The sequence below is a fragment of the Micromonospora chersina genome (assembly GCF_900091475.1).
Taxonomy (GTDB): domain Bacteria; phylum Actinomycetota; class Actinomycetes; order Mycobacteriales; family Micromonosporaceae; genus Micromonospora; species Micromonospora chersina.
Window position 1 is genome coordinate 2,846,727 of sequence record NZ_FMIB01000002.1, and the last position, 13,734, is coordinate 2,860,460.

Annotated in this window: 15 protein-coding genes and 3 pseudogenes; 5 read left to right on the forward strand and 13 right to left on the reverse strand. The window is 73.7% G+C overall.

Going from position 1 to position 13,734, the window contains the following annotated elements:
* Positions 1–488 precede the first annotated feature (488 nt).
* The 3 genes and pseudogenes from GA0070603_RS32635 to GA0070603_RS12895 form a co-directional block, all read left to right on the forward strand.
* Positions 489–854: pseudogene (locus GA0070603_RS32635) on the forward strand (site-specific integrase); the annotation flags it as partial.
* 135 nt (positions 855–989) lie between these two features.
* Positions 990–1,490, forward strand: a pseudogene (locus GA0070603_RS32640) (tyrosine-type recombinase/integrase); the annotation flags it as partial.
* A gap of 64 nt (positions 1,491–1,554) precedes the next feature.
* Positions 1,555–2,736 (forward strand): aminotransferase class V-fold PLP-dependent enzyme, encoded by a 1,182-nt coding sequence (locus tag GA0070603_RS12895; RefSeq protein ID WP_091312370.1) that lies wholly within the window; start codon positions 1,555–1,557, stop codon positions 2,734–2,736.
* Here the strand turns inward: GA0070603_RS12895 and GA0070603_RS12900 are convergent.
* Entirely contained in the window at positions 2,670–3,302 is a 633-nt protein-coding gene (locus tag GA0070603_RS12900) for a murein hydrolase activator EnvC family protein (RefSeq protein WP_425270504.1), read from the reverse strand. The two genes, GA0070603_RS12895 and GA0070603_RS12900, sit on opposite strands and share 67 nt — an antisense overlap.
* A 226-nt stretch (positions 3,303–3,528) precedes the next feature.
* Here GA0070603_RS12900 and GA0070603_RS12905 point away from each other — a divergent pair, with 226 nt between their 5' ends.
* Both GA0070603_RS12905 and GA0070603_RS12910 read left to right on the forward strand, forming a co-directional pair.
* Positions 3,529–4,179 carry a class I SAM-dependent methyltransferase gene (locus GA0070603_RS12905; RefSeq protein ID WP_091312374.1) on the forward strand — a complete coding sequence of 217 codons (651 nt, stop codon included), beginning with the start codon at positions 3,529–3,531 and terminating at the stop codon, positions 4,177–4,179.
* A gap of 20 nt (positions 4,180–4,199) precedes the next feature.
* Positions 4,200–5,306 carry a sulfite oxidase gene (locus GA0070603_RS12910; protein ID WP_091312377.1) on the forward strand — a complete coding sequence of 369 codons (1,107 nt, stop codon included), beginning with the start codon at positions 4,200–4,202 and terminating at the stop codon, positions 5,304–5,306.
* 40 nt (positions 5,307–5,346) lie between these two features.
* Here GA0070603_RS12910 and GA0070603_RS12915 read toward each other — a convergent pair whose 3' ends face one another.
* The 12 genes and pseudogenes from GA0070603_RS12915 to proS form a co-directional block, all read right to left on the reverse strand.
* Entirely contained in the window at positions 5,347–5,670 is a 324-nt protein-coding gene (locus GA0070603_RS12915; protein WP_011905215.1) for a DUF2469 domain-containing protein, read from the reverse strand.
* The gene (locus tag GA0070603_RS12920; protein WP_091312379.1) at positions 5,667–6,527 is read right to left on the reverse strand and encodes a ribonuclease HII; all 861 of its coding nucleotides are present in this window, start codon (positions 6,525–6,527) and stop codon (positions 5,667–5,669) included. The genes GA0070603_RS12915 and GA0070603_RS12920 overlap by 4 nt, the downstream gene beginning before the upstream one ends.
* Positions 6,521–7,012, reverse strand: coding sequence for an NUDIX hydrolase (locus GA0070603_RS12925; RefSeq protein WP_091312384.1), 492 nt, complete (start codon positions 7,010–7,012; stop codon positions 6,521–6,523). The genes GA0070603_RS12920 and GA0070603_RS12925 overlap by 7 nt, the downstream gene beginning before the upstream one ends.
* A gap of 90 nt (positions 7,013–7,102) precedes the next feature.
* Positions 7,103–7,735 carry a signal peptidase I gene (gene lepB / locus GA0070603_RS12930; protein ID WP_091312388.1) on the reverse strand — a complete coding sequence of 211 codons (633 nt, stop codon included), beginning with the start codon at positions 7,733–7,735 and terminating at the stop codon, positions 7,103–7,105.
* Positions 7,736–7,744: 9 nt separating this feature from the next.
* Positions 7,745–8,613, reverse strand: a pseudogene (gene lepB / locus GA0070603_RS12935) (signal peptidase I).
* A gap of 169 nt (positions 8,614–8,782) precedes the next feature.
* On the reverse strand, positions 8,783–9,142 hold the full coding sequence (rplS, locus tag GA0070603_RS12940; protein WP_091268704.1) for a 50S ribosomal protein L19: 360 nt from the start codon (positions 9,140–9,142) through the stop codon (positions 8,783–8,785).
* A 142-nt stretch (positions 9,143–9,284) separates the two neighbouring features.
* A complete protein-coding gene (gene trmD, locus GA0070603_RS12945) occupies positions 9,285–10,073 on the reverse strand; it encodes a tRNA (guanosine(37)-N1)-methyltransferase TrmD (protein WP_091312395.1) in 789 nt (262 codons plus the stop codon).
* Positions 10,074–10,088: 15 nt separating this feature from the next.
* Positions 10,089–10,631, reverse strand: coding sequence for a ribosome maturation factor RimM (rimM, locus tag GA0070603_RS12950; RefSeq protein WP_091312401.1), 543 nt, complete (start codon positions 10,629–10,631; stop codon positions 10,089–10,091).
* Complete coding sequence (locus GA0070603_RS12955) at positions 10,631–10,891, reverse strand: RNA-binding protein (RefSeq protein ID WP_030500803.1); 261 nt, start codon at positions 10,889–10,891, stop codon at positions 10,631–10,633. The genes rimM and GA0070603_RS12955 overlap by 1 nt, the downstream gene beginning before the upstream one ends.
* Positions 10,866–11,324, reverse strand: coding sequence for a 30S ribosomal protein S16 (rpsP, locus tag GA0070603_RS12960; RefSeq protein WP_091312409.1), 459 nt, complete (start codon positions 11,322–11,324; stop codon positions 10,866–10,868). The genes GA0070603_RS12955 and rpsP overlap by 26 nt, the downstream gene beginning before the upstream one ends.
* Positions 11,325–11,566: 242 nt before the next feature.
* Complete coding sequence (locus tag GA0070603_RS12965) at positions 11,567–12,214, reverse strand: ribonuclease FAU-1 family protein (protein ID WP_091312414.1); 648 nt, start codon at positions 12,212–12,214, stop codon at positions 11,567–11,569.
* A gap of 73 nt (positions 12,215–12,287) precedes the next feature.
* Positions 12,288–13,694: a proline--tRNA ligase gene (gene proS, locus GA0070603_RS12970; protein ID WP_091312419.1), complete on the reverse strand. Its 1,407-nt coding sequence runs from the start codon at positions 13,692–13,694 to the stop codon at positions 12,288–12,290.
* Between the last annotated feature and the right edge of the window lie 40 nt (positions 13,695–13,734).

Genomic DNA, 13,734 nt, shown 5'->3' on the forward strand with positions numbered 1-13,734 from the left:
GTACCTCCTCCCACCGGCGTCGCCACCCGGGGGACGCCCGCTCCGATCGGTCTCGCGAATCACCCTTCCGCGCCGCCACCACGCCCGGTACGCCCCAGCGCCCGGTCGCCCGCCCATGCGCGGGGTGTCGGCACCTGCCGGCAACGCCTGTGGGCCGCCCGACGGCGGACCCGGACGTTGCCACCGTCCTCTTCGTAGTAACAGTTTCCCCTGTACAGGCCCCCGTCAGCCACCCCGAACGGCGTGCCGCGCCCACCGTCGGGTCCGGTGGCGTCGCGCACCGGCCGTCGGGCCGCCACCGGAAGCACCACCCGGCAGGCCGGAGCGGCGGCCGGCAGCCACCTGCGCACGCCCTTAGGCTGGACCGGTGTCTCCCGCCACCCCGGAGCGCGCTCCGGTCACCCTCGGCACCGACGCGGCAGCCGGAGCTCCCGGTGACTGACCAGCGGCGCGGCACGCGGGCGGCCCACGAGGCGCTGCCGGCGCCGATGCGGGCGGCGGTCGACGACTTCGCCGACCACCTGGCCCGGGTGCGCAACCGGTCGGCGCACACCGTGCGGGCGTACGTGACGGACCTCGTCTCGCTGCTCGACCACGCGGTGCGGATGGGGTGCGCGGACCTGTCGGAGCTGGACCTGACAGTGCTGCGGAGCTGGCTGGCGAAGCAGCGGACCATGGGCGCGGCCCGGACGTCCCTCGCCCGGCGGGCGGCCGCCGCCCGCACGTTCAGCGCCTGGGCGCACCGCGCCGGCCTGCTCGCCGCCGACGTGGCGGCCCCGCTGGCCAGCCCCAAGGCGCACCGGGAGCTGCCCACCGTCCTGCGCGCCGACCAGGCCGCCGCCTTGATGGCCGCCCCGGACCGGACGGATCGGGACGGCCCCGACACGCGGCGCCCGGGTGACGGCGTCGCGCCGGCAGACGGGAGGACCGTCGACAACGCGGGCCGCGGAGACGCACCGGCCCCGGGTGGGAACGACGACTCCGAGGCCGTGCTGCTGCGGGACCGGCTACTGCTCGAACTGCTCTACGCCACCGGTGTGCGGATCAGCGAGGCCTGCGGCCTGGACGTCACCGACGTCGACCAGGCCCGCCGGGTGGTACGCGTCCTCGGCAAGGGCGGGCGGGAGCGGGCCGTGCCCTACGGGGTGCCCGCGCAGCGGGCGCTGGACGCGTGGCTCGCCCACGGGCGGCCGGCGCTGGCGGCGCCCCGCTCGGGTGGCGCGCTGCTGCTCGGGGCCCGGGGCGGCCGGCTCAACCCCACCACCGCCCGCCGGATCGTGGCCGGGTACGCCGAGGCCGCGGGCCTGCCCCGGGTGACCCCGCACGGCCTGCGGCACTCGGCGGCCACGCACCTGCTGGAGGGTGGCGCGGACCTGCGCGCCGTGCAGGAACTGCTCGGGCACTCGTCGCTGGCCAGCACGCAGATCTACACGCACGTCTCGGTGGAGCGGCTGCGGGCGGCGTACCGGCAGGCGCATCCGCGGGCCTGACGGTGGGCCGGCCGGACGACTCAACCGCAGGGGTTGATGATCCACGGCGGGCTACGATCAGCCGATGACGGTCCCGCAGCCGCCCGAGCCGATCCCCGGGGCTCGGCTGCTCTTCTCCCTCGACCCGTCGGTCAGCCACCTCAACCACGGATCGTTCGGCGCGGTCCCGATCGTCGTGCAGCGCGCCCAGCAGCGCCTGCGTGACGAGATGGAGTCCAACCCGCTGCGCTTCTTCACCCAGGGTCTGGTCGACCGGATCGCCCACACCCGGCGGCACCTGGCCACCTTCCTCGGCGCGGATCCGGACGGCACGGCCCTGGTCGGCAACGCCACCACCGGCGCGGCCGTCGTGCTCCAGTCGCTGCGCCTGGGGCCGGGCGACGAGGTGCTGACCACCGACCACGGGTACGGGGCGGTCGGCCTCTCCGTGGAACGGGAGTGCGCACGGACCGGGGCGGTCTCCCGGACGCTGCCGGTGCCGCTGACCGCCACCGACGAGGAGGTCGTGGAGATCGTCCGGGCCGGGCTGCGTCCCGGGCGGACCAGGCTGCTGATCGTCGACCAGATCACCTCGCCGACGGCCCGGCTCTTCCCGACGGCGGCGATCGTCGGGGTGGCCCGCGAGCAGGGGATTCCGGTGCTTGTCGACGCCGCGCACGCCCCGGGCATGCTGCCGACCACCGTGGCGTCGGTCGGCGCCGACTTCTGGGTCGGCAACCTGCACAAGTGGGCGTACGCGCCGCGCGGCACCGCCGCGCTCGTGGTCGCCGAGCCGTGGCGGGAGCGGATCCAGCCGCTGGTCGTGTCCTGGGAGCAGGGCAGCGGGTACCCGACCCGCGTGGAGTGGCAGGCCACCCTCGACTACACCGGCTGGCTGGCCGCCCCGGTGGGCCTGTTCACCCTGCGCAGCCTCGGTGTGGACCGGGTGCGGGCGCACAACGCGGCGCTGGCGGCGTACGGGCAACGGGTGGTCGGGGACGCGCTCGGGGTGGCGCCGGCCGACCTGCCGGAGCCCGGCGGACCGACGGTCGCCATGCGGCTGATTCCGCTGCCGCCCGGCGTCGCCACCACGATGGACGCGGCCCGTGAGCTGCGGGCCCGGATCGCGGACCGGCTCTCGGCCGAGGTGTCGACCGCCGCCTGGAACGGTCGCGGCTACCTGCGCCTGTGCGGGCAGGTCTACAACACCCCCGACGAGTACGACCGGCTGGCGGTCCGCCTGCCCACGCTGCTCGCCCGCGGCTGAGCGCCGGGTCCGGCGGGCGGTGGGTCGAGCGGGAGCAGCCGGACCGGGCCGAGTCCGAGCAGGGCGAGCGGATCCAGGTACTCCTCGCCCCGGCGCAGCCCCCAGTGCAGGCAGGCCGCCGCGGCGCAGCCGGGGTGCCCGGCGGTCAGCAGGCCGATGGGTGTGCCGGCGGCGACCCGGGTGCCGGCCGCCGGCGCGGCACGGACGGGCTCGTAGGTGGTGCGCAGCCCGTCGGTGTGCCCGACGGTGACCACGGGCCGCCCGGCCACCGTGCCGGCGAAGAGGACCACCCCGGCGCCGGCCGACCGGACCTCGGCGCCTGGAACGGCGGCCAGGTCCACGCCCCGGTGCCCGGGAAGCCAGGGCTGCGGCGGCGGGTCGAACCGGCGCACGACGCGCGGTGTGCCGGCCAGTGGCCAGCGGAACCGCGCCCCCGGCGCGCCGGCGGCCGACGACCTGGGCGACCCCGGCGACGGCACCGCTACGACCGGCCCCGACAACGACGGCATCCCGACCGACGCCAGGACGGGCGGAACCGCCGCCGATCCGGACGATGAGCCGGGCATGAGCGTGGCCGACGGCGTGACCGCCAGGGTGGGGGCGAGGAGCAGCACCGTCACCAAGGCAGCCACCCCGGCCCGGTTCGACAGGATCCACACGGCCCGCACTCTGCCGCCCCCGCCGCAGCCCCGCGACCGTCCGACCGCCGCCACTGTGGACAACCGCCCACCTGTGGACGCGCCCCCGTCTGCGGGGCGGATCTGCTACCGGCGCCCCGCCTATGCTGGCCGCGTGACGAAGGACTGGTACGCCTGGCACACCGACTACGACCAGCCGGACTCCGCCCTGTCCCGTCGGCTCGCCGAGGTGCGGGACCGCATCGCGGAGGCGCTGGACGGCGCGCCACCCGGGCCGCTGCGGACGATCAGCCTCTGCGCCGGCCAGGGGCGGGACCTGATCCCGGTGCTCGCCACCCACCCACGCGGCCACGACGTGACGGCGCGCCTGGTCGAGTTGGACCCGCGCAACGCCGAGGTGGCCCGGCGCGCCGTCGCCGAGGCCGGGCTGACCGGCGTGGAGGTGGTGGTGGGGGACGCCGCGCTGACCGACCGGTACGCCGATCTCGTGCCGGCGGACCTCGTCGTAGCCTGCGGGATCTTCGGCAACATCACCGACGCCGACATCCGCGCCACCGTGCGGCACTGTGCCTCGCTCTGTGCCACCGGCGGCACGGTCTTCTGGACCCGGCACCGCCACGAACCGGACCTGGTGCCCGCGATCTGTGACTGGTTCGCCGAGGAGGGCTTCGCGCCGGTCGCGGTGAGCAGCCCGGCCGACGGGGTGGGCGTGGGCGTGCACCGCTTCACCGGCCCGCCCCGCCCGCTGGAGCCGGGCGCGGCGATGTTCGCGTTCATCGGCTACGACCGCCTGACCCACCCCTGAGCCGGCCGAGGAGCAGCGACATGACCACTGTGGACGACGTCAGCGGGCCCTCCCGGGTCGCCGGGCCGGACGAGGCGATCAGCGCCGAGGAACTCCAGTTGGCCGCGCGCAACCACGGCATCCCGCTGGAGGCGCTGCGCTACGACGTGACCCCGGCGGGGCTGCACTACCTGCTCATCCACTACGACATCCCGGACGTCGACCCGGCGGCCCACGCGCTGACCGTGGGCGGGGCGGTCGACCGCCCGCTCCGCCTCGACCTGGCGGCGCTGCGGGAGCGGCCCCGGGTCACCCACCGGGTCACCCTGGAGTGCGCGGGGAACGGCCGGGCGCTGCTGCACCCTCGCCCGGTCAGCCAGCCGTGGCTGGTGGAGGCCGTGGGCAACGCCGAGTGGACCGGCACCCCGCTGGCCCCGCTGCTGCGCGAGGCCGGGTTGGCCGCCGACGCGCTGGACGTGGTGTTCACCGGCGCCGACCACGGGGTGGAGCGCGGCGTCGAGCAGGACTACCAGCGGGCGCTGCCGGTGGCGGACGCGCTGCGCGAGGAGGTGCTGCTGGCGTACGAGATGAACGGCGCTCCCCTGCTGCCGCAGCACGGCGCGCCGCTGCGGCTGATCGTGCCCGGCTGGTACGGCATGGCGCACGTCAAGTGGCTGCGCGACATCCGGGTGCTGACCGAGCCGTTCGACGGCTACCAGAACGCGGTGGCCTACCGGCTCCGGCAGGACGCCGACGACCCGGGCGTGCCGGTGACCCGGATCGAGCCCCGCGCCCTGGTCCGCCCGCCGGGCTTCCCGGACTTCATGTCACGGAAGCGGGTGCTGCGGCCGGGCCCGTGCACCGTGGACGGTCGGGCCTGGTCGGGGCACGCGCCGGTGACGGCCGTCGAGGTGACCTTCGACGGGGGTACGACGTGGGTGCCGGCGACCCTGGACGAGCCGACCGGTGGCGCGTGGGCGTGGCGGCGGTGGCAGGTGTCATGGCGGGCGACGCCGGGGCGGCACGTGCTGGGCGCCCGGGCGGTCGACGCCTCCGGGCGGACCCAGCCGGTCGAGCAGCCGTGGAACCGGGGCGGGTTCGCGAACAACCTGGTGCAGCGGGTCGAGGTGGTCGTGCTGGCGGAGTGATCCGCTTCGGTCGGCGGGCCGGGCGGCCCGCCGACCCGGATCAGCTGCCGAATCCGGAGTCTGCGGGAAGCGAGATGTCGGGCTTTTCGAGCTCTTCCACATTGACGTCCTTGAACGTCATTACCCGGACATTCTTGACGAACCGCGCGGGGCGGTACATGTCCCACACCCAGGCGTCGTGCATCTCGACCTCGAAGTAGACCTCGCCGTCCGAGTTGCGCACGTGCAGGTCGACCTGGTTCGCCAGGTAGAAGCGGCGCTCGGTCTCCACCACGTAGGAGAACTGGCGGACAATGTCGCGGTACTCCCGGTAGAGCTGCAGCTCCATCTCGGTCTCGTACTTCTCGAGATCTTCCGCGCTCATCGCACTCCGCCTTCCATGACCACATCTTCCCCCACCGGCGCCGGAGGTCGCGGCTGCTCGCCCAACGCCACGCCGACGGTACCCCCTGGCGCGCCGGAGCGCTCCATCGGCTCGTCCGGGCCATCGGTGAACGCCTCCTCGGTGACGCCGAAGAGCGCCTCCTCGGGGCTGCCGGCGGCCGGCCGGCGCGAGCGGGGCGGCCGCCCGTCCCGTCCGGAGACGGTGGCCACGTTCACGTACGAGAAGCGGTGCTCCCGGCAGGGCCCCCGCTCGCGCAGCGCGGCGCTGTGCTCCGGGGTGATGTAGCCCTTGTGCTCGGCGAAGCCGTAGCCCGGGTACCGCTCGTCCAGCTCCACCATGATCCGGTCCCGGGTGACCTTGGCCAGCACACTTGCCGCCGCCACACAGGCGGCCACCCGGTCACCCTTCCAGACCGCCAGCCCGGGGACGTCCAGCCCGTCCACGCCGAAGCCGTCGGTCAGCACGTATTCGGGGCGGGTGGTCAGCGAGGCGAGCGCCCGGCGCATGGCGGCGAGGTTGCACACGTGCAGCCCCCGCGCGTCGACCTCGTCGGCGGGGATGACCACCACGGCGTACGCCAGGGCCCGCGCCACCACCTCGTCGTAGACGCGCTCGCGGGCCGCCGGGGTGAGCAGCTTGGAGTCGGCCAGCTCGTCGATCTCGCCGCGCCGCCCCTCGGGCAGCACCGCGGCGGCGGCCACCAGCGGCCCCGCGCAGGCGCCCCGGCCGGCCTCGTCGGCGCCGGCCACGTGCCGGAAGCCGCGCCGTTGCAGGGCCCGCTCCAGCGCGTAGAGGCCACCGTCGCGGCGCACCACGGTGCGCGGAGGTGTCAGCACGCCGCACCGCCGTCTCCGGCCGGCGCCACACCGGCGCCGAGCGCCCGGGCAAGCACGGCAGGAAGATCGTCGGGGTAGTAGCGCTCGTCGCTGGCGGCCAACTCGTCGACCGCCCACCAGCGGTGCCGGTGCATTGTCGCCCGCTCGATCTCGTTGAAGCCCGCCGTGTCGACCTCCCAGCTCGGCACCCGCACCAGGAAGAACTCCTGCTCCTGCCGGTACCAGACCCCGTCGAACGGGAACTCGACCGTCTCGGCCCAGACCGGCGGGCCCAGCTCGGCCGGGGCGAGCCGCAGCCCGGTCTCCTCGGCCAGCTCGCGGGCCGCGCCCGCGGCCGGGGTCTCCCCCGGGTCAAGGCCGCCGCCGGGGGTGAACCAGTAGCGGTGGCCCGGCCGGGCCGGATCACTGCCCTCGAACAGCAGCACCCGGTCGGACGCGTCGACGAGCAGCACCCGGGCCGCGCGACGAGGGGTGTAGACGGTCACCGCCCAAGCCTGCCAGACGCCTCCGACGAACGACCACGCCCTCCGGCTCCCGGAACGCGGCCACCGGCGCGGAGCCGGGCCGACGACAGGTCAGGGATTGGGGATGCCGTCGAACTGCTCCGGCACGCTGAGCCAGCTCGCCCGGCCGACCGGCCAGAAGATCGTGAAGGCCCGCCCGACCACCTGGTCCTCGGGGATGGTGGCCTCGGTGATGTCCTCGCCGGACTGCTGCCAGTGCTCCAGCGAGTCACCGGAGGCCTCCCGGTGGTCGCCCATCACCCAGAGCCGGCCCTTCGGCACGGTGATGTCGAAGTCCTGGTCGGCGGGCTTGTTGCCGGGGAAGATGAACGGCTCGTCGATCGCCCTGCCGTTGATGATCAGCCGTTCCTGGCCGCCGGTGCGGTCGCAGCAGACGACGTGGTCGCCACCGACACCGATCACCCGCTTGATGAAGTCCTCGCCCTCCGGATTGCCGCTCCACTCGGTGGGCGCCTTGAAGACGATCACCTCGCCCCGGTGCGGCGAGCGGAAGTCGTACACCAGCTTGTTGACCAGCACCCGATCGTCGATCTTGAGGGTGTTCTCCATGGACGGGGAGGGGATGAAGAAGGTCTGCAGCACGAAGGCACGAACCAGCACTGCGACCAGGATCGCCACGCCCAGGAGGATGGGCAGCTCCTTCCAGAAGGAGCTACGCGGCTTCTCGGTCTGCTCGTCAATCACGGGTGGAGCCTACGTTGCCGGCCCTGGCGCGGTCGCCCCGAACGCGCGAGAACGGAGAGGGCGGCCGTGACCGGGAGGATGAGGACGACGCCACCCACCGGGTCGGGATCCACCGGGGCGGGCCGGGCCGGCGCGGCGTTGGGTCTCGGCAGGTCGGCGAAGGTTTCCGGGACCGGCAGGGTGGTCCACCGCTGCGACGGCCAGACGATCATGAAGGCGCGGCCGACCACGTTGTCGATCGGCACCGGACCCTGGCAGCGGGCGTCCTGCGAGACCAGCCGGTGGTCGCCCATCACGAAGATCTGCCCGGGCGGCACGACGATCTCGGTGAACTGCCGCGAGCGGCACTCCTTCGGGTTCGGCGGCAGCTCGACAGGCGAGTCCTCGGAGACGTAGCCCTGCTCGTCCAGCGGTACGCCGTTGACCACGACGCGACCCTTGTCGCAGCACCAGACCCGGTCGCCGGGCACGCCGATGACCCGCTTGATGAAGTCCTTCTCGCCGGGGCGGCTGATGCCGACCAGGTCGCCGAGGGTGCGGCCCACCTTGCCGGCGAAGTTGGTCGGCGGCGCGGGAGCCTCCTGGGCGACCCACCTGTCGGTGCCCCGGAAGACCACCACCTCGCCGCGGACCGGGTCGCGGACGTCGTAGACGACCTTGTTGACAAGCACCCGGTCGCCGATGAGCAGGGTGTTCTCCATCGACCCGGACGGGATGAAGAAGGCCTGGAGGAGGAAGGTGCGGATCAGGACCGCGAGGCAGAAGGCCACGACGAGGAGCAGCGGCAGCTCCTGCCAGAGCGGCATCTGCCGGCGGGTGCGCCGGGCTCGCCGGCGCCACGGGTCGACGGTGCCGTCCTCGTCAAGCATCTGCACCATGCCACTCTCCGGTCCGCGGAAACGACACTACCGCCCGGGAGTCCCCTCGGAGACCCCACGGGCGGTAGTGGACCGCTTCGCGCCGTCCGGCTGCGCCCGTACCGACCAGGGTAATGCGATCCTGTCGATACGACATCCGCGCAGCTCGGGCGGCGTGGCGAACGAAAAGTCAGCTCGCCGGCTGCTTCTCGCGCAGCTCCTTGATCTTGGCCTTCTTGCCCCGCAGCTCGCGCAGGTAGTAGAGCTTGGCGCGCCGCACGTCGCCGCGGGTCACGACCTCGATCCGGTCGAGCGCCGGGCTGTTCAGCGGGTAGGTGCGCTCCACACCCACGCCGAAGCTGACCTTGCGGACCGAGAAGGTCTCGCGCAGACCGTCACCCTGGCGGCGGATGACGACGCCCTGGAAGATCTGGACCCGGGACCGGTTACCCTCGACGACCCGCGCGTGCACCTTCACGGTGTCACCGGCGCGGAAGTCGGGGATGTCAACGCGCTTCGACTGGGCGTCAAGGGCGTCCAGGATGTTCATCGCTGTGTCCTCGTGAGGCTCACGGCGCACCGTCAGTCGATGCGCGGATGGGTGATTCTGACCCCCGGGTGGTGCCGGCGACGCCGACCCCGGTCGAGGGTCCTCGCAGCCGCCCACGGCGTGGACGGATGCGGCAACCCCTCTACTTTGCCACATCCCCCGCCGGCGGCTGAAATCCACCCCGGTCCAGCGCCGCCCGGTCCCGCTTGTCCAGGCTCTCCGGGGGCAGCGCGGCGATCATGTCGGGGCGGCGGGTCGCCGTCCGCAGCAGCGCCTCGTCGCGCCGCCAGCGGGCGATCCTGCCGTGGTCACCGGAGCGCAGCACCTCGGGCACCTCGTGCCCCCGCCAGGTCGCCGGCTTCGTGTACATGGGGGCTTCCAGCAGCCCGTGGGCGTGCGACTCCTCCTCCAGCGAGCCGGCGTTGCCGAGCACCCCGGGCAGCAGCCGGGTGACCGCCTCCAGGATGACCAGCACGGCCACCTCGCCACCGAAGAGCACGTAGTCGCCGAGGGAGACCTCGGTCACCCGCATCCGGCCCGCCGCGTGGTCGAGCACCCGCTGGTCGATGCCCTCGTAGCGGCCGCAGGCGAAGAGCAGGTGCGACTCGGCGGCCAGCTCGTGCGCCATGGCCTGGGTGAACGGGACGCCGGCCGGCGAGGGGACGAGCAGCCGGGGCAGGGTGTGCCCGTCCGGGCTCAGCTCGTGGGGGGCCAGGGCGTCGAGCGCCTCACCCCACGGCTCCGGCCGCATCACCATGCCGGGACCGCCGCCGTAGGGGGTGTCGTCGACCGTGCGGTGCACGTCGTGGGTCCAGGTCCGCAGATCGTGTACGGCCAGCCGCAACGTGCCGCTCGCCCGGGCCTTGCCGATCAGCGACAGGTCCAACGGGGCGAAGTACTCGGGGAAGATCGACACGATGTCGACGCGCATGAGGGGTGGCTCCAGTCAGAGGTCGAGCAGCCCGCCGGGCAGCTCCACCACCACGCGTCCGCCGGGGACGTCGACCTCGGGCACGATCGCCTTGACGAACGGGATGAGCGCGGTCCGCCCGTCGGGGCGCCGCAGCACCAGCAGGTCGGACGCGGGGGCGTGGTCGATCCGGGCCACCTCGCCCAGCCGCTCACCAGCCGGGGTCACCACGGCCAGACCCACCAGCTGGTGGTCGAGGAACTCCTCCGGGTCCGCCGGCGGAGCGACGTCGGCGCTGTCCACGCCGAGCAGGGTGCCACGCAGCACCTCGGCCACGTCGCGGTCCAGCACGCCCTCGAAGGCGACAAGCAGCCGCCCCTGGTGCCAGCGCGCCGACTCGATTGTCAGCTTCTCCGGCACCCGGTAGGCCCCGGGCGCCGGAGGCGCGACCGCGCCCGGGTCGGTGACGAGCACCGACCCGGGCGCGAAACGTGCTTCGGGCTCATCGGTCCGCACCTCCACGGTGACCTCACCGCGGATGCCGTGCGGCTTGCCGATCCGGCCGACGATGAGAAGCATCAGTACGAGTCGACGATGTCGACGCGCACCCCGCGCCCACCGATGGAGCCGATCACCTGGCGCAGCGCCTTGGCGGTCCGGCCGGACCGCCCGATCACCGTGCCGAGGTCCTCCGGGTGCACGCGGACCTCGAGCCGCTTGCCCCGACGGGAGTCGACCATGCGCACCCGGACGTCATCCGGGTGGTCGACGATCCCCTTGACCAGGTGCTCCAGGGCGGGACGCAGCGCCATGTCAGGCCTGCTCGCCGGACTCGGCACCGGTCTGCTCCTCGGCCTTCGGCGCCTCGGCCTCGGCGGCCGGGGCCTGCGCCTTGGCGGCCTTCTTGGCCGGCGCCGGGGTCTCCGCCACGCCGGCGGCGGCCTTCGCCTCGGCCTCGTACGCCGCCTTGCGGTCGGCCCGCTCCGGGGCGACCTTCAGCGGCGGCGGGGCCGGCAGGCCCTTGAACTTCTGCCAGTCACCGGTCAGCTCCAGCAGGCGCTGCACGGCCTCGCTCGGCTGCGCGCCGACCGACAGCCAGTACTGGACCCGCTCCGACTTGACCTCGATCACCGAAGGGTCCTCCTTCGGCTGGTACACACCGACGAACTCGATCGCGCGACCGTCACGCTTGGTGCGCGAGTCGGCGACGACGATGCGGTACTGCGGGTTGCGGATCTTGCCCATCCGCAGGAGCCGGATCTTTACGGCCACAGTTGTTTCGCTCCTGTTGCGATCTCACCGGCCCGGTGCGGGCGGTGTGGCGGGTGAGCGCCGACCGGCACAGTGGGGTTGGGCCGGAGACTGCTCGGTTAACTGGCGACGCGCCCGGGTTAGAGGGCGCCGGACGCGCGCCGGATACCAGCGACCCATTCTGCCATGTCCGGCCCCGATCTCTCACACCGGACCCGGACAGCTCACCCGGGTCGCCCGCGACGGTGACGAACGACACGGGCTCAGCGCACCGGCGGGCGGTCCCAGCCGGGCGGCAGCTCGTCCGGTACGTCCCATTCGGGGGGCGGGGTGAAGTCGCACCAGGTGCCGTCGAAGGGGAACTCCCCGGCCTCGGCGATGCGGATCACCCGCTCCCCCTCGGCCCGGACCGCCTTCTCGTCGGTGACCCAGTAGTGCCCGGGGAAGGCGAGGCGCTCGACGAACTCGTCCTCGTCCTTCCACTCCCAGCTCAGGTCCGGGTGGACCACCACGTCGAGGTCCTGGTCGACCATGTCGACCCCGGCCACGGCGCCGTCGTCCCAGCGGACGCCGGGCTCCTCCAGGTTGACGTACCAGTTCTGGAACCGACCGTGCGCGTCCCGGAACCACCAGACCGAGTGGGCGGCGCCGGTGGGCAGGAACTTCAGCACCGGCGGACCGTTCCAGCGCCCCTGGTCGAGCCGGTAGGACGAGGTGATCCACTCGGCGAAGGGGACCGCGCGCATGCCGAGACCCGCCGCCGTCACCTCGTGCGCGACCGGGCTGTTCCGGGCCACCCAGAGCAGCAGGCCCCGGTCGTCGTCGGAGACCACGCGGGCCGCCCGCACCCAGCCGAGCCGGCCGTGCCGCACGTTCCGGTGCATGATCAGCCGGCCCGGTGCGAACCGCACGTCACCACCCAGACTTGTTAGCAGGGGACCCCTCCTCTACCGCAGGCGTTAAGAAGGGGCCCTTCCTTACACCTCAGTAGGCGCGGGCCAGGACGGCGACGAGGTCGGGCTCGTCCTCGGAGTCCGGCACCGAGCCGTCGGCCCGCAGCAGGCACCGGACGGTGACGCCCTGGCCGTTCGCCTCTGCCTCGCCCTGGACGCCGACCGCCGACCACGGCACCTTCGCCCAGCCCGTCGCGGCCGCCTCGATGGCCTCGGCCAGCGTGCCGACCTCGACGGTGCGGGACTGCCGGAACGCCAGCGCCTGGTCGTGCAGCGCCTGCTGGTCCGCCTCCAGCGCGGCGAGCACCGCGCCCACCACGTCGGCGACCGCGACCGGCGCCTTCGAGCCGTCCGTACGCCGGACCACGACCGCGTTGCCGGCGGCCAGGTCGCGGGGGCCGACCTCGACGCGCACCGGGTAGCCGCGCAGCTCGGCGTCGACGGCGCGGCGGCCGAACGCAGTGTCGGTCCGGTCGTCCAGCGCGACCCGGACCCCGGCGTCGCGCAGCGCGTCGCGCAGCTTGGCCGCCGCCTCGCCCACGCCCTCGCCGTCCTTGACGATCATCACGTACGCCTGGACGGGCGCCAGCTTCGGCGGCACCCGCAGCCCGTTGTCGTCGCCGTGGCACATGATCAGGCCACCGAGCATCCGGGTCGACGTGCCCCAGGAGGTGGTCCACGCGTGCTCCCGGCCGCCCTCGGCCGAGGAGTAGCTGATGTCGAACGCCTTGGCGAAGTTCTGGCCCAGCTCGTGGCTGGTGCCCAGCTGGAGCGCCTTGCCGTCGCCCATCATGCCTTCGCAGGTGTAGGTGGCCGTCGCGCCGGCGAAGCGCTCGCGGGCCGTCTTGAGGCCCACCACCACCGGGATGCCGAGCACGTTGACCATCAGGTCCTCGTACGCCTCGTGCAGGATCCGGCGGGCGTACGCCCGGGCGTCCTCGCGGGTCGCGTGCGCGGTGTGCCCCTCCTGCCACAGGAACTCGCTGGTGCGCAGGAAGATCCGGGGGCGCAGCTCCCAGCGGACCACGTTCGCCCACTGGTTGAGCAGCAGCGGCAGGTCCCGGTAGGAGTCGATCCACTTGGCCATGAACTCGCCGATCACCGTCTCGCTGGTGGGGCGCACCACCACCGGCTCGGCGAGCTGCTTGCCACCGCCGTGGGTGACCACGGCCAGCTCCGGCGAGAAGCCCTCGACGTGCTCGGCCTCGCGCTTGAGGTAGCTCTCCGGGATGAACAGCGGGAAGTAGGCGTTCTCCGCGCCGGCCGCCTTGATCCGGGCGTCCATCTCGGCCTGCATCCGCTCCCAGATGGCGTAGCCCGCCGGTCGGATGACCATGGTGCCCCGCACCGGGCCGTTGTCGGCCAGCTTCGCCTTGGCGATCAGGTCCTGGTACCAGCGGGGAAAGTCCTCCGCACGGGGAGTGAGCACGCGTGCCATGACCGCACATCCTATGCGCCGGGCGGGCCGCCGCTGCGCC

Excerpts from the sequence above, each read along its gene's own strand:
- GA0070603_RS12895 (WP_091312370.1), top strand. The coding sequence starts at position 1,555 with ATGACGGTCCCGCAGCCGCCCGAGCCGATCCCCGGGGCTCGGCTGCTC.
- trmD (WP_091312395.1), bottom strand. The coding sequence starts at position 10,073 with ATGCGCGTCGACATCGTGTCGATCTTCCCCGAGTACTTCGCCCCGTTG.
- proS (WP_091312419.1), bottom strand. The coding sequence starts at position 13,694 with ATGGCACGCGTGCTCACTCCCCGTGCGGAGGACTTTCCCCGCTGGTAC.
- GA0070603_RS12910 (WP_091312377.1), top strand. The coding sequence starts at position 4,200 with ATGACCACTGTGGACGACGTCAGCGGGCCCTCCCGGGTCGCCGGGCCG.
- GA0070603_RS12900 (WP_425270504.1), bottom strand. The coding sequence starts at position 3,302 with ATGCCCGGCTCATCGTCCGGATCGGCGGCGGTTCCGCCCGTCCTGGCG.
- rimM (WP_091312401.1), bottom strand. The coding sequence starts at position 10,631 with ATGCTTCTCATCGTCGGCCGGATCGGCAAGCCGCACGGCATCCGCGGT.
- GA0070603_RS12915 (WP_011905215.1), bottom strand. The coding sequence starts at position 5,670 with ATGAGCGCGGAAGATCTCGAGAAGTACGAGACCGAGATGGAGCTGCAG.
- rplS (WP_091268704.1), bottom strand. The coding sequence starts at position 9,142 with ATGAACATCCTGGACGCCCTTGACGCCCAGTCGAAGCGCGTTGACATC.